Raw genomic sequence first — 18830 nt, 5'->3', positions numbered from 1 at the left:
ATAATGTCCCTAGAGTTCTATCCTATTATACAATAAAATTAGTAGATTGCATAATATTCGTGAAAAGGAACATTTAATTTTTACTGCCATAATAGCCCATAGACGAACTTATTTCTTAAGCCTTGGTTCGATAAAAATCACTCTAGCTATGTAGAGTGATTCTTATCAATTGCTGAAAGCATCCTTTACCTTGTCAAAAAAAGACTTTCTTTGCTCATGAACATCTTCTCCGCCTTCAGCGGCAAATTGACGAAGTATATCCTTTTGCTTTTCTGATAGCTTTTTAGGTACCTCTACCAATACCTTAACAAACTGGTCTCCCTTTCCATAGCCCTTGGGGCTGACAATTCCCTTGGATTTCAGCCTGAATACAGTGCCGCTTTGGGTTCCCTCAGGAATTTTATATTTAACCTTTCCTTCCAGTGTAGGTACCTCCAGCTCATCACCCAGGGCTGCCTGTACAAAGGTAATGGGTATTTCACAAATAATATCCAGACCTTCTCTGACAAAAATACGATGGGGCAGTACCTTTAAAACCACATATAGATCTCCGGGAGGGCCTCCCTTGGTTCCTGGTTCCCCTTCACCCCGCAGAGGAATCACCATGCCGTTGTCAACACCGGCAGGAATACGAACCTTAATTTTTCTAAGCTTTCTAACCTTACCCCGGCCTTTGCAGGTAGTACAGGGTTCTTCAATAATTTGCCCTTCGCCTCCGCAGTGCTGGCAGGCCTTCACATTGACAATCTGGCCCAGGGGCGTTCTTTGGGCATATCGAATTTCTCCTGTTCCTTTACAGTGAGGACAGGTCTTCTTATCAGTTCCGGGCTTCGCTCCGGTACCGTTACAGGTCTCACAATTGTCATAGCGATGAAACTCTACAGTTTTTTCAGCTCCAAAGGCCGCCTCTTCAAAGGTAATGGTCGTTTCATACTTAACATCTGAGCCCTTCTGGGGGCCGCTTCTTCTTCTACCAGAGCCGCCGCCGAACATATCAAAAATATCACCGAATATATCATCAAAACCGCCAAAGCCCCCGAAGCCACCTTCAAAGCCGCCACCACCATTGCCATTCATTCCGGCATGACCAAACTGATCATAACGCTGCTTTTTTTCTGGTGAACTTAATACCTCGTAGGCCTCGTTGATCTCCTTGAACTTGGCTTCTGCCTCCTGGTCACCCTGATTTTTATCGGGGTGATATTTCATGGCTAATTTACGGTAGGCCCGCTTTATTTCATCAGCATTTGCATTTCGATCGACTCCTAAAACTTCATAAAAATCTCGTTTGCTCACCTTCTCACCACCCTTATATCTGGACTTTCAACAACCTTAGGACACCCCTAGGGGTGTCCTAAGCCATTTACTTCTCGTCCTCTTGAACCTCTTCATATTCAGCATCAACAACATTATCGTCCTTTTGTTCTGACCCTTGGGGTTGGTCTTCTGGAGCTGCTTGCTGATACATTTGCTGAGCGATACCGTGGAAGGCATTGTTCACATCTTCAATGGCCTTTTTCATACTTTCCACATTATCTTCTTCTATAGCTTTTCTTAACTTTTCTAATTCAGCCTTTACCTTTTCTGCATCATCCTTATTCACCTTATCCTCTGCATCCTTTAAGGCCTTTTCAGTTTGGTAGAGCAAGGTATCGGCTTGATTTTTCACTTCAACCTTTTCCTTTTTCCGCTTATCCTCTTCTGCAAATTTCTCTGCTTCCTTAACCTTTCTTTCAATGTCTTCATCGGAAAGATTGGTTGAGGCAGTAATGGTAATTTTTTGCTCCTTGCCAGTGCCTAAATCCTTGGCCGAAACATTAACAATACCATTGGCGTCGATATCAAAGGTTACTTCAATTTGTGGAATACCCCTTGGTGCTGGTGGAATTCCTGTTAACTGAAATCGTCCTAATGTGATATTATCGGCAGCCATGGGCCTTTCCCCTTGTAATACATGGATTTCAACGGCCGGTTGATTATCGGCAGCTGTTGAGAACACCTGGCTCTTCTTGGATGGTATAGTTGTGTTTCTTTCGATCAGCTTTGTAAAGACACCACCAAGGGTTTCAATACCCAATGACAAGGGGGTAACATCCAACAGAAGTACATCCTTTACTTCTCCGGTTAATACCCCTGCCTGAATGGCAGCACCGACGGCAACACATTCATCGGGATTTACACCCTTGTGGGGTTCTTTTCCGGTAATTTTCTTTACTGCCTGCTGTACTGCCGGAATTCTGGTGGAACCCCCCACTAAAATTATCTTATCAATCTCAGTTGCAGATAGTCCTGCATCGGAAAGGGCCTTTTTCATAGGCTCCATGGTTTTTTCAACCAAATGGGCTGATAATTCTTCAAATTTTGCCCTGGTTAAATCTAGGGTTAAGTGCTTTGGCCCTGTGCTGGTGGCAGTAATAAAGGGAAGATTAATGTTGGTGGTCATTGTGCTGGAAAGCTCTTTTTTAGCCTTTTCAGCAGCTTCCTTCAATCTTTGCAGTGCCATTTTATCATTTCTTAAATCGATTGATTCCTGCTTTTTAAATTCCTCTGCAATGTAATCAATAATCACCTGGTCAAAGTCGTCTCCACCCAGATTATTGTTACCATGGGTGGCCAATACCTCAAATACGCCGTCTCCCAGCTCAAGAATGGAAACGTCAAAGGTTCCGCCCCCAAGGTCGTAAACCAGAATTTTTTGGTGCTGCTCAGTTTTATCTAATCCATAGGCCAAAGAAGCAGCCGTTGGCTCATTAATTATTCTTTGAACATTTAAACCTGCAATTCTGCCGGCATCCTTTGTTGCCTGTCTTTGACTGTCAGAAAAATAAGCGGGAACGGTAATAACAGCATCGGTTACAGTTTCACCTAAGTAAGCCTCAGCATCAGCCTTCAGCTTTTGTAAGATCATCGCTGAAATATCCTGTGGAGTATAATCCTTGCCGTCAATTGTAACCTTATGATCTGTTCCCATATGTCTTTTAATTGAGATAATGGTTCTGTCTGGGTTCACCACTGCCTGTCTTTTGGCAGGCTCACCAATAATTCTTTCTCCGTCCTTACCAAAGGCAACTACTGAAGGAGTTGTTCTGTTTCCTTCGGAATTAGGTATAACAACGGGTTCTCCACCCTCTAAAACGGATACACATGAGTTGGTTGTTCCCAGGTCTATTCCTATTATTTTAGCCATTGTTTTCTTTTCCTCCTTATTTTATATGTTGTCGTATTACTTGATTATTTAGCCACCTTTACCATGGCCGGTCTTAAGACCTTTTGATGAATCTTATAGCCCTTTTGAAACACTTCAATTATAGTATTGGCTTCGGCTTCAGCCTCTTCCTGGGCTACTGCATGGTGCAGGTTCATATCAAAGGGCTGATTTAATGCTTCAATTTCTTCAACCCCGTTTCGCTTTAACAGCTCCTTGAGCTGCTTTAATACCAGCTCAATTCCCTGAAAAAGACCAGTCTCCTGCTCCTCTGAAGCAGCCTCAAGGGCCCTTTCCAGGTTATCCATTGTTCCTAGCAATTCTTCAGCCAATTTTTCATTAGCGTACAAATAGATTTCACTTTTTTCCTTTTCTATTCGCTTTTTGTAATTGGCGAAATCTGCTTGCAGACGCTGCATCTGATTTATGTAGTCCTGCAACGCTGCTTCCTTTTCTTCTATTTGCTTCTTTAATTTCGCTATTTCGTCTACCTCCTCGGTGGCCTCTGCCGCTTCTTCTGTCTCTTCCTGTACTGCTTCCAGATTACTGTCAGCTGTTTCCTCCAACTGTTCATCCAAAATTTCCTCTTGATTTTGCTTTTCCAATCATGACACCGCCTTTTCTCGTAATCTTTAAAAAGAGAGAGTGCAAAACACCCCTGGTGTTTCGCACTATAGACCTTAATATCTATTTTTAAGCAGTTGATTAATGTAGGCACTGATTTGATCCATTACACTAATCACATGGGAATAATCCATTCGAGTTGGTCCAATTACGCTAAGCCACCCCATGGTATTTCCATCTAATTTGATGGTAGCCGTTACAAGACTGCAGTCCTTTGCTTCCTGAAGGGAATTTTCACTTCCGATGGAAATGGTCAGGCCCTCCTTTTCAGAGGTACTGATCAGATTTGTAATTAGATCCCGCTCCTCCAGCATGGATAAAAAGGATTTAGCCCTTAAAATATCACTGAATTCAGGAAAGTTGAAGATGTTGGTTGTACCGTTCAAAAATAGCCCAAAATCATCAATTTCCTCCAGGGTTTTAAAGAGCTCAGGGACGATTATATCAATGATGCTGCTGAAATGATTAGCCTCCTGCTTCATCTCTCTTTCTAATTTCTGCTCAATATCCCGAAAGCTCAAGCCTACCAGCTTTTCATTCAGGATGACAGAAACCTTCTGCATAATTTCATAATCCATTCCGCCATGAATCTTGATCAAGGGCTTTTTAATAACCCCTGTATCGGTGACAATCACACTAATCATGTTCTCATCGTCAATAGGAACCAATTGTATGTGCTTTAGCTTGCTTCCCTTTATTTGAGGTGCCATGGCAATGGTGGTATAGTTAGTTAATTGAGACAATATTCTTGAGCTGTATTGGAGCAGATCCTCAAGTTCACCAAAGCTCTTTAACAGATTGCTTTTAATATAGTCCCGTTGAAAGGCCGCAATTTTCTTCATTTCCAGCAGATAGTCCACATAGAAACGATAGGCCTTATCTGAAGGAATTCTGCCGGCAGAAGTATGGGGCTGGGTTAAATAGCCTAAATCTTCCAAATCAGCCATTTCATTTCTAATGGTCGCAGGGCTTACTCCCAGATTATATCGTTTGGTTAAGGTTCTGGAACCAACGGGCTCTGCCGTTTGAATATAATCCTGAACTATGGCCTGTAAAATTTTTAGCTTTCTTTCATTCAATCTCATATGACCACCTCGATTATTAGCACTCTTTATCATTGAGTGCTAACGCTATCTGCTTTTAAAATATCATTTCAATTTATTTTTGTCAAGACCCCCTTTCACATTTTTTAAATTTGGTCTAATCCAACAGCAGCTTTTGAAATACTTGATTTGAAAGGTCTATTCCCTTGGCAGTTAAATAAAGCCGCTTGGAATTAATTTCAATTAGCCCCTGATCTTTCAAGGCCTTCAGGGTATCTCCATAGAGTGTAATTGGTGAAATGCCAAACCGCCTTTGAAAGGCCTCAATCGAAATCCCCTCCATCATCCTCAGGCCTAAAAACATGGTTTCGCTGATTTCATCTTTAAAGGAAATATCAATGCTTTCAATAACCGGGCGCCTTCCTTCCTTTATATATTTCAAATAACCCTCTATTTCTAGCGCATTACTAAACCTTTTTCCATTTAAATAAGAATGGGACCCTGCTCCTAGTCCAAGGTAAGGTTGGTTGCGCCAATAGATTTGATTGTGGAGACAACGATGACTTGGCCTGGCAAAGTTTGAAATTTCATAGTGTTCATAGCCTGCTTCCTTTAAATATTGAATCGCCCCATGATACATGTCTAGCTCCAGCTCCTCGTCAAGGGGGGCTAGCCTTCCTGAATGCTGCCAATCTGCAAAGGGGGTGCCCTCTTCCCAAATTAAGCTATAGGCCGAAATATGGGGTATTTCCAGCTTAACCATGGCTTCAAGGCTTTCCCGCCACTCCTGTGATTGCTGATTGGGCAAGGCAAACATCAGGTCAACATTAATATTGCTGAAGCCTATTTCCCTGGCCAGGGTCAGGTTTTTTAAAAAGTCTTTGTAATTATGAATTCGCCCCAAGGCCCTTAACAGATGATCCTGACAGGCCTGCAAACCAAAGCTCAGGCGGTTTACGCCACATTCATGGTAAATCTTCAGTTTCGAGGCAGTAAGGGTGCCTGGGTTCACCTCGATGGTGATTTCTGCTTCCCCAGCCACTGTTAATTTGTTTTTAGTAGTTTCCAAAAACAGCGCAATCAAATCACCTGATACCAGGGAAGGGGTTCCACCGCCAATAAAAACAGATTGAACCTCATAGTCCCTTAAGGATCCGACATATAGACCCAGTTCCTGGGTCAATGCCGACATGTAGGCTTCGATCAATTGTTCCTTACCGCTGAAGGAATTAAAATCACAGTAATAGCATTTTCTCTGGCAGAAGGGGATATGTATATATAAGCCCAATGGCTTCATAGGAACAACCTCCATTAAAAATAAGACCAGCAACTCGGTCGAAGGACAGAATTGCCAGTCTTATATACTTATTAATCATCCAGCTTTAGAACAGACATAAAGGCTTTTTGAGGCACTTCGACGTTTCCGACCTGTCTCATTCGTTTCTTTCCTTCTTTTTGCTTTTCAAGCAGCTTTTTCTTTCGGGTAATATCGCCGCCGTAACACTTTGCCAGTACATCCTTTCTCAGGGCCTTGATGGTCTCACGGGCTATGATTTTTTGACCAATGGCGGCCTGTAATGGAATAGGGAACTGGTGTCGAGGAATTTCATCCTTCAGCTTTTCGCACATGGCCTTGCCTCGGCTGTAGGCCTTTGTTTCGTGAACAATAAAGGACAAGGCATCAATTTGCTCTCCATTGATTAGTATATCCAGCTTGACCAGCTTAGACGGGCGATAACCGATGAATTCATAATCCAGGGAGCCGTATCCCTTGGTTTTAGATTTAAGGGCATCAAAAAAGTCGTAGATCACCTCATTAAGGGGCAGCTCATAATGGAGTGTAACCCTGGTTTTGTCAATATATTCCATATTCTTCATTTCGCCACGACGATCCTGGCACAGCTCCATAACGGTGCCCACATACTCGGTGGGAACCATAATATTAGACTTTACAATGGGCTCCTCCATGATATGAATCTCCTGGGCCTTGGGTAGATTGGCAGGGTTTTGAATCATTTCAACTTCACCATTGGTTTTCGTTACCTGATAAATAACACTGGGGGCGGTGGTGACCAAATCCAAGTCAAATTCCCGCTCCAATCGCTCTTGAATGATCTCCATGTGCAAAAGGCCCAGAAAGCCGCATCGAAAGCCAAAGCCCAAGGCTACCGAGGTTTCCGGCTCGAAAACTAGGGCAGCATCATTTACCTGGAGCTTTTCCAAGGCATCCCTTACATCTTCATATTTTTCTCCCTCGGCAGGATAAATACCGCAGTAAACCATGGGGGTTACCTTTCGATAACCAGGCAGGGGGGCTGGTGTGGGCCGATCGGCCTCCGTAATGGTGTCTCCCACTCTACAATGGCGAACATCCTTAATACTGGCCACCACATAACCAACATCCCCAGCCTTTAATTCTTCCATTGGAATGGCCCCGGGGGAATAAACCCCTACTTCAGTAACCTCAAATTGCTTTTCCGTTGCCATCATCTTTATTTTAGTGCCTCTTCTGACGGCTCCTTCCACAATACGTACATAGGCTATAACACCCTTGTAATTATCATAGTAGGAGTCAAATATTAGCGCCTTTAGGGGAGCCTCCTCGTCACCACTGGGGGCAGGCACCTTTTGAACAATGGCCTCCAGCACATCATTGATATTGATCCCCTCCTTGGCGGAAATCAAGGGGGCGTCACTGGCATCCAGGCCAATAATATCTTCTATCTCTGTTTTAATTTCATCGGGCCTTGCACTGGGCAAGTCGATTTTATTGATAACAGGTACAATCTCTAAATCCTGTTCCAGGGCCAAATATACATTGGCCAGGGTCTGGGCTTCAATTCCCTGGGCAGCATCAACAACTAAAATGGCTCCTTCACAGGCAGCCAGGCTTCTTGATACCTCGTAGGTAAAATCCACGTGACCAGGAGTATCAATTAAGTTCAGATAATAGGTTTCTCCATCCCGGGCCTTATAGGCCAGCTTAATGGTCTGAAGCTTGATGGTAATACCCCTTTCCCGCTCCAAATCCATATTATCCAATAACTGCTCTTGCATTTCTCGATGACTTACCAATCCTGTATACTCGATGAGTCTATCAGCCAAGGTAGATTTTCCATGATCTATGTGGGCAATGATAGAAAAATTTCGTATCTTTTTTTGTCTATCACTTGGCATAAGGCGTATCCTCCTTTAATCTAGCGTAACTTCATCAATTATAACATAAACTTGAAAAAGGTGGTAGATATTTTCTGCGCCTTTTCCCAGTATCTGTTCCCTTGACTGATTCTAGTATTAGTCGTTGTGCTGATGGTATTTTAAACTATGCCATTCAAAACGTTTTTATTAATATGGCGGTCAATGGTAGTAGTATAGACATTTTCAAGTAAAAACAATCCTTAACCTACTGATTTATTTAGGTCTTAAATAAAACCAGTATCAAAATTCCTTGTAAGATAGTAAGCTAAGCATAGCATTAAAAAAAAGACCTCGAAACTTCGAATTGTTGAAATACTAATTTAGGGCTACAAAAGGTCAGCCGTTTAGGATTTGATAATTAGAAAATCCATAAACATGCCGACCTTTCACAGAACAAACAATAGTTTTTAAGAATCAGCTTGATAAAAAATTGCTTCTAATTAATATCAATTTTTCTTCTTCTGGTTTCGCCCTTGGTTAATTTAGGCAGGGTTATGGTTAAGATACCATCTTGAAAATTTGCATTAATTTTGTCCTCATCAACATTATCGACATAAAAGCTGCGCTTGAATTCGCCGTAGTGCCGTTCCCTTCTAACGTAGTTTTCCTTTTGATCCTCTTTTGCTTCTTCTCTTTTGGCACTGATGGTTAGGTAATTGTTATTAAAATCGATATCAATTGCATCTCTGTTGATTCCTGGCAGCTCAGCCTCTATTAAATAGTGGTCCTCTGTTTCCTTTAAATCTACCTTGAAATTTCCATGGAACTGGTTCATTGCGGTAATCAAGTCATCATCAAAAAAGCTCTTGAAGGGTGAGAAAAAATCATCCCTTCTATTTAATTGATTTCTTCTAAAGGGCATCATATCAAACATTTATTCTACCTCCTATGAAATGAATTGTATATGAAGTATTTTTTGAAATATAAATGTAATTTATACTAGCTAATCAGCGGATACAGAAAGATGTTTTTTAGCTAACATCTATCTAATATTATTATATTATTACTGCTTTTAAAGCGTTCTGGCAGGTAAAATGCCTAATACTGGAGAAACCTCGTTTAAACCAATGATATAGATTCTACAAGCTACACCATATAAAAAATCCTCATCTTCTAATTTACATAAAATTCACGAGAAGATGAGGATCTGTTTTTTACAACTGATTTACAATTTAAAATCCATCACAGCGGCCAACAGCTTTTTAGCATATGGATTGTTGGTGCCGGCCAATTCTGTAATCAAACACTTTTCTTCTATTGAACCTTTATACAAAAATAATACTTCATCACATATACTTGCCACTGCCTCAAGGTCATGGGCGATAAATAAATAGCTTAGCTTTAAATCATCCCTCAATTCCTTTAATAAAGCCAGTATTTGGGCCTGCACCGAAACATCCAGAGAGCTGATGGCCTCATCTAATATAATAAATCTTGGGGTAGTTGAAATAGCCCTGGCAATACATGCCCGCTGCAGCTGTCCACCGCTTACCTCATGGGGATATCGATTCAAAAGCCTTGCTGGTAGCCCCACTCTGTCTAACAGATGAACTGCCTTACTTTTGACATTATTCCGGTGATCCTTTAGCATCAAAGGCTCGGTAACGATCTCCTCCAGGGTGAATCTGGGATTCACCGACGAGACATAGTCTTGAAAGACAACGCTTAGCTGACCTGGATTTTTCTTTTTCCACGTTTTAATGGGCTGCCCCTCCAGGGTGATATTCCCCTGATCTGGTTTTTCCAGCCCCATAATCAGTCGGGCCAAGGTACTCTTGCCGCTTCCGCTTTCTCCAATTAAGCCAACACAGGCCCCTTCCTTGATCTCGAAGGTGACATTGGTAAGGATGGGCCGCCGGTTCCTTCCCAAGGGATTACCTTGTCTGGGATAGCTTTTAGACACTTCCTTTACTTTTAGCATTGTTTCCCTTGGCCTCCCCCCTGATTAATCTTTGAAATGGTTCAGAAAGGGCCAATCGGTTTTTAACAAGATACTGCGTGTATTGATCTACGGCTTCTCTAAAAATCTGACTTGTCTCTCCATAGGCTACGACGGTCCCTTCCTTCATAACCAGTACCCGTTGAGCGATTCGCTGCACAACCCCCAGATCATGGGAAACGAATATAATAGCCGTACCCGCTGCATGCTGTAATTTTTCCAGCTGATCTACTACATCCCGTTGATTAATGGCATCCAGGGCAGTGGTGGGCTCATCAGCTATGATCACATCGGGCTTCATTGCCAAGGATATGGCAATCATACACCTTTGAAGCATACCGCCGGAAAGCTGGTGAGGATATTTTTCATAGACATTTGGAGCATCGTCAATACCCATTTTTACCATGGCATCAAGCCCCATTTCCATGGCATCCCTTTTAGATACCCTTAACTTTTCCATCAGGGTTTCCCGAATTTGAAAGCCGATGGTGTATATGGGATCAAAGGCTGTCATTGGGTCTTGTAAAACCATGGAGATATTCTTTCCCCGGACTTTTTCCATCGTGTTGGCACCATTAATATCCTCCCCATGGAGTAAAATTCTTCCCTTAACCTGAAGCCAGGGATGGGTTAAATTCAATATGGCCCTACAGGTCATGGATTTACCACTGCCGCTTTCCCCCACAATTCCAAGACAGGAATTAGGCTCCAAGGAAAAGTTGACATTTTGAATGATTTTTTCACTATTACGGACATCAACTACAGACAGGTTTTCTATCTTTAACAGGCTCATTCTTATCCCCCTTCCCGTCCATATGCTTAGGGTCCATTATGTCCCGAATTCTATCACCGACAAAGTTAAAGGCAGCCACCACAACTAAGATGGCAATACCCGGGGGAAGCATTTTAACAGGATGAGTTGTCATGATGTTCTTGGCCTCGCTCAGCATCATTCCCCACTCTGGTGTAGGCGGCTGTACCCCCAACCCCAGGAAGGACAGTGCAGAAATACTTAATATTACCGTACCAGTATCCAGAGAGGCTAACACCACAATTTCGCTGAAGGCACCAGGAAGAAGATGCCTTTTCATAATATGAATAGGGCTTAAGTCAACTACTTTGGCAAAATGAACGTAGCTCTTATCCATAAATTGTATGACTATAGAACGGATCATTCGAGTATACCAGGCCCATTTAGCAATAATATTGGCCATAACGATATTTCCAAGACCAGGCCCCAACATTCCCACAATGGCTAATATCATCACTTCGCTGGGAAAGGACAGCAGCACATCACATAGCCGCATGATGATTTCATCGACCCAGCCCCTGCAATAGCCTGCTACAAACCCTACGATGGTTCCTATGGAAATGGTAGCCAGCATTGTCCAGATGGCCACCCATACGGTTGTCCGTATACCATAGATTAAACGGGATAAAACACACCTTCCCAGCTGGTCAGTACCCAAGGGGTATTGAAGGCTCATACCTGACAGTTTTTCTTGAATATTGGTTTTTAAAGGGTCATTAGGTGCAATGATGGGGGCTAACAATCCCAGAATAATAATTGCCATAAGAAGGATTCCGCAGACGATTGTCACCCCATCGGATCTGAATTTTTTCCAAGCAAGCATACTATGTTGTCCTCCTTATTCTTGGGTCCATCAGGCTATTGATAATATCCACCAAGAGATTACATACTACAAACAATATGGCCGTCATCAAAATGTATGCTTGTATAATAGGGTAATCCCGGTTAAATATGGCCGTTACACATAATCGGCCAATACCTGGCCATGCAAAAATATTTTCCACCACTACGGTTCCTGCAATCAGCTTGGGAATAGACATTCCCAGGGCAGTTATGGCAGATTGAATAGAATTTTTAAAAATATGCCTGTAGGCGGTTGATTTTTTTAGCCCCCTTGCATGAATATACAGTACATAATTTTCATTTTTGTTTTGTACCATGTTATTTCGAATCAACCGGGTGTAGGTAGAAATATAGCTGAGGGAAAGGGTGACTGCTGGTAATATCACCGATCTAAGGCCATCCAGGCCGCTGGTTGGGAACATGTCCAGCTTTACAGCAAAGAACCACATCAGTAATAATCCTACCCAAAAATTAGGCATCGCCGCCCCAATAAAAATCAATCCCCTTATGATTTTATCTGCTATAGAATTCTCATAGATGGCACATAGTACCCCTGTAACAATACTAACGATTAGAATCATCAACAGGGCCATCCCTGCCAAAGACAGGGTAGCCGGCAATGCCCTCAGGATTTCTTCACTTACCGGCTTATTGTTAATATAGCTATTTCCAAAATCCAGTCGAAGGATATTTCTCAGCCATATGATATATCGTTGACCAAAGGGCTTATTTAGTCCCAGTTCCTCCCGCATGGAGGCCACCGCTTCATCGGTGGGTACAATTTCATTGACCCTGAGGGCCACCTCTGCCGGGTCACTGGTATTTAGATTTATCAATATGAATGAAATAAAGGTGATTCCAATTAGTATTGGAATGATCAGTAATATGCGTCTAATTATATCGTTCTTCATGCTCTACTCCTCAAAATACATCCTTTCAAAGGGTATTTCATATTGAGATACATTAAAGCCCACACCTTTTAACGAGGATACATGAACAGCCTTTGTTCTTGAATAGGTTAATGGTATATAAACACAGGCATCATGAATATAGCCAATGATTTCTGCATACATTACCTGGCGTATATTTTCGTCAGGCTCTACCATCACCTGCCCAATCATCTCATCCAGCCATTCCTTTCTTTCAAGTCCTACCTGGGCCTGATAATCACCATGGGCCGGTATTCTCCAGGAGGATAGATAAGATTGAGGGTCGTAGGGTACCCCCCAGGATAGTGAATATTGAAGATCGAAGTCTCCTGATTTTTGACGATCCAGGAAGGCTTGCTTTTCCTCTCCTACAATTTTTAAGCTGACACCGATATCCTTCATGTTATCCTGTATCAATTCACTGATGGTACGTTCCTGGCTGTTGTCTGAATTATAATAGATAGAGAGCTCCATTTTACGGCCATCCTTATACCGATAGCCGTCGTCCTCCAGCTTCCAGCCCGCCTCCTCCAAAAGCTTCGATGCCTGCTCAATATCATAGATCCGTTTTTTTAAATTTAAGTTACTATAGGGTACAGTGGGGGACAACAGGGTATCTGCCACCGTTTCTGATCCATTGAGTATACCATCGGCAATGGCTGCCTTATCCACCCCATACTGTAGGGCCTCTCTCACCTTAATGTCCCCTGTGATCTCTCTATTGGAATTTAACAAAATTGCCCTTGAGGCGATGGGGCTGCTCATTAGTGTTTCATACTGCTCCTGTCCTTCCAGGGCCTTAAAGGAATCTAAATCAATCATGTCTCCATCGGCCCCAAACAACAGATCAACTTCTCCCTTTTGAAGGGCCAGGAGTATGGTCTGATGATCCGGCATTACCTGCCATTTTATTGAGTCAAGCCGGGCCTGTTCTCCCCAATAGGATTCATTAGCCGTAAATACTGCATATTGATTTTCTTTATGCTCCTTCAATATCCAGGGTCCTGTTCCAATATAGCCTTGCACCCCTGATTTTGTATTGCCATCTATAAAGCAGCTGGGGGATATAAATCGAAAGGGTCTTGTTAAGCCCAACTCACTTAAAGCTGGATAATAGGCATTTTTAAGTACCAGGTTAATCGTATAGTCATCTACAATTTCAACATAGTCTATTTGATTTACCAATTCCAGCCACGCATGCCTTTCATCGTTAGCCATAACAGCATCAATATTCATTTTAACTGCCAGGGCATTAAAATCCTCTCCATCGGTAAACTTTACGTCTTCTCTTAATTTAAATGTATAGACCCTTCCATCCTCTGATATTTCCCAATCCTTAGCCAGCCAGGGCTTAATTCCCTCCTCCGTATTAATAACCAAAGATTCAAAGACCATGTTTTGGGCTGCCATCTCTCCTGAGTAAAGATGGGGATTAATGTCCCTAATATCCTTCGTACTGGCATAGACCAGTTGAGTTTTTTCCTGATTACCGGCGTCCCCCTTTGCTTCTATTTTTGACTGTCTACAGGCAATCTGTGAAAATCCCAAAAGTAAAATCAATAAAGCCACCACAAGCCTTTTATGCCTCATCTGTTTTTTCTCCCCTCAATTTAGTTTCAGTAAACAAAAACAAAAAAATCTCCTCATCTTAAGAAAGGAGATCATTAGCAAAAAATAGCCATTTTAAACATACCCCCTATACTCCGTAGAGTTATGATATTTAGCAGCAGGCAGGTCTTCTGACTCTAGGATCATCACAGTGTAAAGCCTTCCCGTGTCAACAGTGGCATCCTTTTACACTACTTCTCTATTACAGCGGCGGGACCGTACAGGAATTTCACCTGTTTCCCTTTTAATTGAAGGTTCAGCCTTAAGCTGTCCTTCAAACCTACTACTATATTATTTAGATTTAGGACAATCTAATTATATATTGCCAATGATTTCCTGTCAATATTGATTATAGCTTACTTTTCTGCCCCAATCATAAACATAGGGGTTGACCCATAGTTGACCCTTTCCTCTTCATCCCAAACCCTTTCCCCAATTTGAGTATCTATCCATATTTTTTTAAAGCCTATTTTTAGCATCTCCCTTGTATCCCATTGAGGCCTGTATTCCCGGCTTAAGGGAAGGCTTTTTGCTATGGCCTCCATGGCCTTTGTATCGGTATGGATATAATGATCCTTGAAGCCCTTCTCCCTTGCCTTCTTTCTATCCTCCTCATAGGCCCTTCTCTTCTCATGATCGTGCACATGTAAATACCAGTTGGCATCGAAGTTTAATAATCGGCCGCAACAGGCCAGCACCCGGTGCCACTCCCTGTAGGCCTCATGGGGTCTTTCTAAATTCCAGGTCAAATTCCGAGAGATAATAAGATCAAAGGTATTATCCTCAAACTCCAAATTATGGGCATCCATCCGTTTAAAATCGATATGCTGATGATATCTACCTGCATTATTAACGGCTCTTTGAAGCATTCCTTCTGTATAATCAACTGCTGTCACCTCATGACCGCAATCGGCCATAATGATTGCTAAAAACCCTGGCCCTGTTCCTATATCCAATACCTTTAACTTTTTTCCTGGCTTCTTTGGTGCATATTCATTAATTAAATCAATCCAGGCCTGACGCTTGAAGCTGTTCAGCTCCTCAAGATTGGTCTGACAATACCCGTCAGCCCTTACATTCCAATATTGTTCTACCGCTTCTAAAAGCACTCCCATGCCATGTCATTCCTCCAATTATGAATAATTGATTTAGCAAAAAATAAAAAAACACGAAAAGCTAATCAATACCTTCTGTATTGAATAAAACCTTCGTGGTTCCATTTAAAAAATATTAAACTAATATAATATACATCAATTATAATATACATCAATTAAAAATCAGCATCTTTCAGAGTGAACAAACATAAATCGACATTTTAGATTTTATCATTTTATTTTAAATCTGTCAACATAATGCCAGTTTAACTGGTATGTAGCAAATAATTCAAGCGGTGTATCGTATAAGCCTTCAACTATCCTTCAAGCATCTTTCTAATAACACCTAAGGATCTTTTCTTCTGATTTCATATTATAGACGTCCAGTTTTCTTGGATGTCGCTTGACAATTCCAATATAGATTTAAATTAACTACAGCCTACAGCAATCACCGCAATGATGTAAATGATAAAGTCCCCCACATTTTACTGTGGGGGCACTTTATCATTTACAGGTAAGGGCAACTTGCTGCTGAATGAGAATAAGAATGACTATATTCTCTATAACTTGTTCCACAATTATTACAAATGTAGCGATCATATACATCTACATAGCAAGTGTTCCCACGCCTTGTATGATTTTCCTGTATATAATCTCTCCAAATAGGATTACTACAGCATGTGACCACTTGTGGTTCTACTATTGCATTTTCATTTTTAACGTAATTCTCAATAATCGTATCTTTTGCAATTTCTGACACTAGCTCTTCTGTAAATTCAGCAGTATCATAGTGTAATTTAAATAAGACTTCACCCTCGGAATAAATTACCATGGCACTGTCCTTTTCAGTGTGCAAATCTCTTTCATCTTCACTGCTAAACATTACCCAATTATCGCCGAAATTCATTGGAGCTTCTGCAAAAACTTGTATCCCAGATAAAGTCAAAATCACAGTCAACATTAGAATAAAATAAAATACATCTTTTAATTTCATTAAATAACCTCCTATTTTTGAATTGTTTTTTCTGAAAAATATTATGTTAGTTACTTAAGGCTTTTAATATCTCTAGTTTTAAACTTAGTGACTTGAAATAGGTTTACTATATGAAAGCCTTATAACACTAGGTAACGTGATATTTGCATAGCCTGTCCACTTTATTTCTTTAATTAATTGAGATAAATTAGCAAACAGCTCATAGTTTAAAAAAATACAGGCCAAGCATAAGATCGCTAACCTTATCTCATCGTGGAGTTATCGACATTCTACTCACATTACCTTGAAATGAAAAAAGCGGCATTTATTATACGGACTAAAATGCTTTATTTGAAATAGCATTTGAATCAATAAAAATGCCGCCTATCTTTTAACTTTCATTGGAACCACATCCTTTCTACATTTAGTAAGGTTAATAAATTAACTGCCTTCACTTAACAAAATGTTTAAAAAGAGATTTTCCTACACGAATCTTATAAAAGTTATATTTTATTTTGTATTAATTCGTTGCACAATAATTGTGATATATTTAGTAATTTCCTCAATAGGCATCTTAACTATATTGCAAACTATTTTCTGTGAAGAAATAACAACTTACAATTATACCTTATAATACCATGGGATATTTATCCAGTCAACCCTTATATTCACTTTTTTAATATTATCAAATTTTACTTGTGCTCTAGTAGACGAATCCCGCTAATCTAGTAATGGATGTTCACAGAAATATCATTTTGATTATTTATAGCATTTACCAATGACTAATACTAAAAAAGCTACTAAGCAGCATCGCTTAGTAGCTTTTCATATCGAAAAGTGTGGTATCAAAAAATTTTTAATTATTATATCATAGTACGGTAATTCTTTGTCCTATCCTATTTGCCGTTAACCGTTGGTAGAAATTTTGTCCTTAAGTCTTTCAACCATAGTCATGATCCTTTCCTTCCATTTGACAGTAAAGGTCTCGACTGTTTCCATCACCATTTCCTGATCGATGTAATATTCCTGACCAATCAACTGAAAAACATGATAAGGCCCTTCCCGGTAATATCCTAAAACCCCCACCGCATCATATCGGGCCATCATTTCCCGATGGGCCTCATCAACAGCCACCAGCCCCACTATTAATATCAACATAATCAGTGTAATGGTTAAATATACTCTTTGTCTTCTCTTTTTAATTTGTTTTTTTGCCTCTACTCGACCCATTTACATCACCATTGGTATTGTAAACATTTTAGGCCGGTTTTAGTCAAAACTGATACATTTTTTATTCAATGATATATTGCAGCGCCTCACCAATGACCTTAGCTAAATAATAGGCTGTTTTTCGTGCTTCTTCTATGGTATTGGCATTACTGCCAACCTCCAGCAAAGCATAATGATCCACCAGGAATTGATTGAACCTGCCATAGGGCTTCACCAGGATTTCTTTACTGAAGCCGGGGTATCGTTGATCGCTGACGGTTTTCAATAGCCTTGCAAAGGCTTCTACTTCATTGCGATTAGGGGTTTCAGAGCCAATGACTGGCTGAAATTTTGTGGTTGTTTCGTTGTTAATGAATGCCTGATTATTACGAATTAAATTGTCTCGATTGGGAGTGGTTTCCACCTGGTCATAGCCATCCCGGTGAACATCAAATATCACCTTAATTGAAGGATGTTTCTTCAAAATTTCCTGAGCAGTGCTTAGTGATCGGCTGTAGGACCCATTGTAGGAGGGATAATCATGATAGGTAGTATCATGAATTACCCGATAGCCCTGGCTTTCCAGCTCCTTTGCCAGGATTTCACCTATGGCAATGACGGAATATTCCTTTCTAAGGGTGTGAAAGTTTCCCTCAGAGGCAGGCTGATAGGATTCGGTACCATGGGTATGATAAATCAATATTTGAGGCTGGTCCTTTTCTAAGGTAACTTTAGCTGGAAGGGCATTATCATCCAGTACCAGGGTTCCATTCTGACTTAAGCTATCGATAATATCATTCTCATCGGGAATATAAATTCCTTCTCCTGCCTCTCCCAGATCATCGGGATCTGCATCGGGCAGCTCCTCTTCAGTGTGGTCTTTGCTGATATTGTCCTGGGTGAGATCAATTATAGGAGCCTCCGGCCCTTCTTCCTCTAGGGAAATCCCTGCGCTGGCAAGGACCGTTCCCTTATCATAAAGGGCCAGGGCTGGAAACTGGGACTTAATAAAGGTGTAGGGATTCCTTAAATCAACAAAGAAAACCTCTTTGACAAAGGATTGATAATAATTTTTTATACTGCCCACCAGACCTTCTAAAGGGCCTTCAGCCCCTGGGGCTGGAAGCACCTGATGAACTACCCTTTTCAAAAACTGTTGATAGACCTCAGGTTGTCCAAGGATAAGCTGTCTTGTTTCTATTGTTGTCGTTTCTCGATTACTTGAGGCCAATATATTATGGTTAAATATCATTTTTCCCAGCATTAAAAAGATGGCTAATATTAAAATCATAATGATGACATTTCGATAATCATTAAAAACCCTGCGTTTTTTAGTGAACAAATTAAGCACCCG

Annotated in this window: 16 protein-coding genes and 1 riboswitch; all 16 genes read right to left on the bottom strand. The window is 41.1% G+C overall.

All coding sequences use genetic code 11. The features are described 5' to 3' along the window. Positions 1 to 165 precede the first annotated feature (165 nt). Entirely contained in the window at positions 166 to 1296 is a 1131-nt protein-coding gene (dnaJ, locus tag ACYQ1I_RS00520; protein WP_459761617.1) for a molecular chaperone DnaJ, read from the bottom strand. A gap of 67 nt (positions 1297 to 1363) precedes the next feature. Then, positions 1364 to 3187, bottom strand: coding sequence for a molecular chaperone DnaK (gene dnaK, locus ACYQ1I_RS00515; RefSeq protein ID WP_459761616.1), 1824 nt, complete (start codon positions 3185 to 3187; stop codon positions 1364 to 1366). 44 nt (positions 3188 to 3231) lie between these two features. Beyond that, positions 3232 to 3810, bottom strand: a complete 579-nt coding sequence (gene grpE / locus ACYQ1I_RS00510; RefSeq protein ID WP_459761615.1) for a nucleotide exchange factor GrpE — start codon at positions 3808 to 3810, stop codon at positions 3232 to 3234. Positions 3811 to 3885: 75 nt separating this feature from the next. Continuing rightward, complete coding sequence (gene hrcA / locus ACYQ1I_RS00505) at positions 3886 to 4947, bottom strand: heat-inducible transcriptional repressor HrcA (protein WP_459761614.1); 1062 nt, start codon at positions 4945 to 4947, stop codon at positions 3886 to 3888. 82 nt (positions 4948 to 5029) lie between these two features. Next, positions 5030 to 6169, bottom strand: a complete 1140-nt coding sequence (hemW, locus tag ACYQ1I_RS00500) for a radical SAM family heme chaperone HemW (protein WP_459761613.1) — start codon at positions 6167 to 6169, stop codon at positions 5030 to 5032. A 71-nt stretch (positions 6170 to 6240) separates the two neighbouring features. Next, positions 6241 to 8049: a translation elongation factor 4 gene (gene lepA, locus ACYQ1I_RS00495; RefSeq protein ID WP_459761612.1), complete on the bottom strand. Its 1809-nt coding sequence runs from the start codon at positions 8047 to 8049 to the stop codon at positions 6241 to 6243. Positions 8050 to 8506: 457 nt separating this feature from the next. Next, on the bottom strand, positions 8507 to 8944 hold the full coding sequence (gene hsp18, locus ACYQ1I_RS00490; RefSeq protein ID WP_459761611.1) for a heat shock protein Hsp18: 438 nt from the start codon (positions 8942 to 8944) through the stop codon (positions 8507 to 8509). Positions 8945 to 9235: 291 nt separating this feature from the next. Continuing rightward, positions 9236 to 9991, bottom strand: a complete 756-nt coding sequence (locus ACYQ1I_RS00485) for an ABC transporter ATP-binding protein (protein WP_459761610.1) — start codon at positions 9989 to 9991, stop codon at positions 9236 to 9238. Beyond that, on the bottom strand, positions 9966 to 10802 hold the full coding sequence (locus tag ACYQ1I_RS00480; RefSeq protein ID WP_459761609.1) for an ABC transporter ATP-binding protein: 837 nt from the start codon (positions 10800 to 10802) through the stop codon (positions 9966 to 9968). Before ACYQ1I_RS00480 ends, ACYQ1I_RS00485 begins: the two co-directional genes overlap by 26 nt. After that, positions 10765 to 11643, bottom strand: a complete 879-nt coding sequence (opp1C, locus tag ACYQ1I_RS00475) for a nickel/cobalt ABC transporter permease (RefSeq protein WP_459761608.1) — start codon at positions 11641 to 11643, stop codon at positions 10765 to 10767. Before opp1C ends, ACYQ1I_RS00480 begins: the two co-directional genes overlap by 38 nt. Position 11644: 1 nt before the next feature. Beyond that, entirely contained in the window at positions 11645 to 12574 is a 930-nt protein-coding gene (gene opp1B, locus ACYQ1I_RS00470; protein ID WP_459761607.1) for a nickel/cobalt ABC transporter permease, read from the bottom strand. Positions 12575 to 12577: 3 nt separating this feature from the next. Further along, the gene (nikA, locus tag ACYQ1I_RS00465) at positions 12578 to 14182 is read right to left on the bottom strand and encodes a nickel ABC transporter substrate-binding protein (RefSeq protein WP_459761606.1); all 1605 of its coding nucleotides are present in this window, start codon (positions 14180 to 14182) and stop codon (positions 12578 to 12580) included. A 122-nt stretch (positions 14183 to 14304) separates the two neighbouring features. After that, a riboswitch (cobalamin riboswitch) is annotated at positions 14305 to 14499 on the bottom strand. A gap of 57 nt (positions 14500 to 14556) precedes the next feature. Further along, a complete protein-coding gene (locus tag ACYQ1I_RS00460) occupies positions 14557 to 15315 on the bottom strand; it encodes a class I SAM-dependent methyltransferase (protein ID WP_459761605.1) in 759 nt (252 codons plus the stop codon). Between the two features lie 487 nt (positions 15316 to 15802). After that, positions 15803 to 16288 carry a hypothetical protein gene (locus ACYQ1I_RS00455; protein WP_459761604.1) on the bottom strand — a complete coding sequence of 162 codons (486 nt, stop codon included), beginning with the start codon at positions 16286 to 16288 and terminating at the stop codon, positions 15803 to 15805. 885 nt (positions 16289 to 17173) lie between these two features. Further along, positions 17174 to 17497, bottom strand: a complete 324-nt coding sequence (locus tag ACYQ1I_RS00450; RefSeq protein WP_459761603.1) for a hypothetical protein — start codon at positions 17495 to 17497, stop codon at positions 17174 to 17176. 61 nt (positions 17498 to 17558) lie between these two features. Beyond that, positions 17559 to 18818 carry a stage II sporulation protein P gene (gene spoIIP / locus ACYQ1I_RS00445; RefSeq protein WP_459761602.1) on the bottom strand — a complete coding sequence of 420 codons (1260 nt, stop codon included), beginning with the start codon at positions 18816 to 18818 and terminating at the stop codon, positions 17559 to 17561. Positions 18819 to 18830: the final 12 nt, after the last annotated feature.

The sequence above is a fragment of the Alkaliphilus crotonatoxidans genome, from assembly GCF_054658015.1.
Note: the sequence above shows the minus strand (reverse complement) of the source record. Positions and strands in the feature narration are given on the sequence as shown.

What these genes read in the sequence shown, in the direction of transcription:
- dnaK (WP_459761616.1), bottom strand. Translation starts at nt 3,187, where the DNA reads ATGGCTAAAATAATAGGAATAGACCTGGGAACAACCAACTCATGTGTA.
- hrcA (WP_459761614.1), bottom strand. Translation starts at nt 4,947, where the DNA reads ATGATAAAGAGTGCTAATAATCGAGGTGGTCATATGAGATTGAATGAA.
- hemW (WP_459761613.1), bottom strand. Translation starts at nt 6,169, where the DNA reads ATGAAGCCATTGGGCTTATATATACATATCCCCTTCTGCCAGAGAAAA.
- lepA (WP_459761612.1), bottom strand. Translation starts at nt 8,049, where the DNA reads ATGCCAAGTGATAGACAAAAAAAGATACGAAATTTTTCTATCATTGCC.
- hsp18 (WP_459761611.1), bottom strand. Translation starts at nt 8,944, where the DNA reads ATGTTTGATATGATGCCCTTTAGAAGAAATCAATTAAATAGAAGGGAT.
- ACYQ1I_RS00485 (WP_459761610.1), bottom strand. Translation starts at nt 9,991, where the DNA reads ATGCTAAAAGTAAAGGAAGTGTCTAAAAGCTATCCCAGACAAGGTAAT.
- ACYQ1I_RS00480 (WP_459761609.1), bottom strand. Translation starts at nt 10,802, where the DNA reads ATGAGCCTGTTAAAGATAGAAAACCTGTCTGTAGTTGATGTCCGTAAT.
- opp1C (WP_459761608.1), bottom strand. Translation starts at nt 11,643, where the DNA reads ATGCTTGCTTGGAAAAAATTCAGATCCGATGGGGTGACAATCGTCTGC.
- opp1B (WP_459761607.1), bottom strand. Translation starts at nt 12,574, where the DNA reads ATGAAGAACGATATAATTAGACGCATATTACTGATCATTCCAATACTA.
- nikA (WP_459761606.1), bottom strand. Translation starts at nt 14,182, where the DNA reads ATGAGGCATAAAAGGCTTGTGGTGGCTTTATTGATTTTACTTTTGGGA.
- ACYQ1I_RS00460 (WP_459761605.1), bottom strand. Translation starts at nt 15,315, where the DNA reads ATGGGAGTGCTTTTAGAAGCGGTAGAACAATATTGGAATGTAAGGGCT.
- ACYQ1I_RS00455 (WP_459761604.1), bottom strand. Translation starts at nt 16,288, where the DNA reads ATGAAATTAAAAGATGTATTTTATTTTATTCTAATGTTGACTGTGATT.
- ACYQ1I_RS00450 (WP_459761603.1), bottom strand. Translation starts at nt 17,497, where the DNA reads ATGGGTCGAGTAGAGGCAAAAAAACAAATTAAAAAGAGAAGACAAAGA.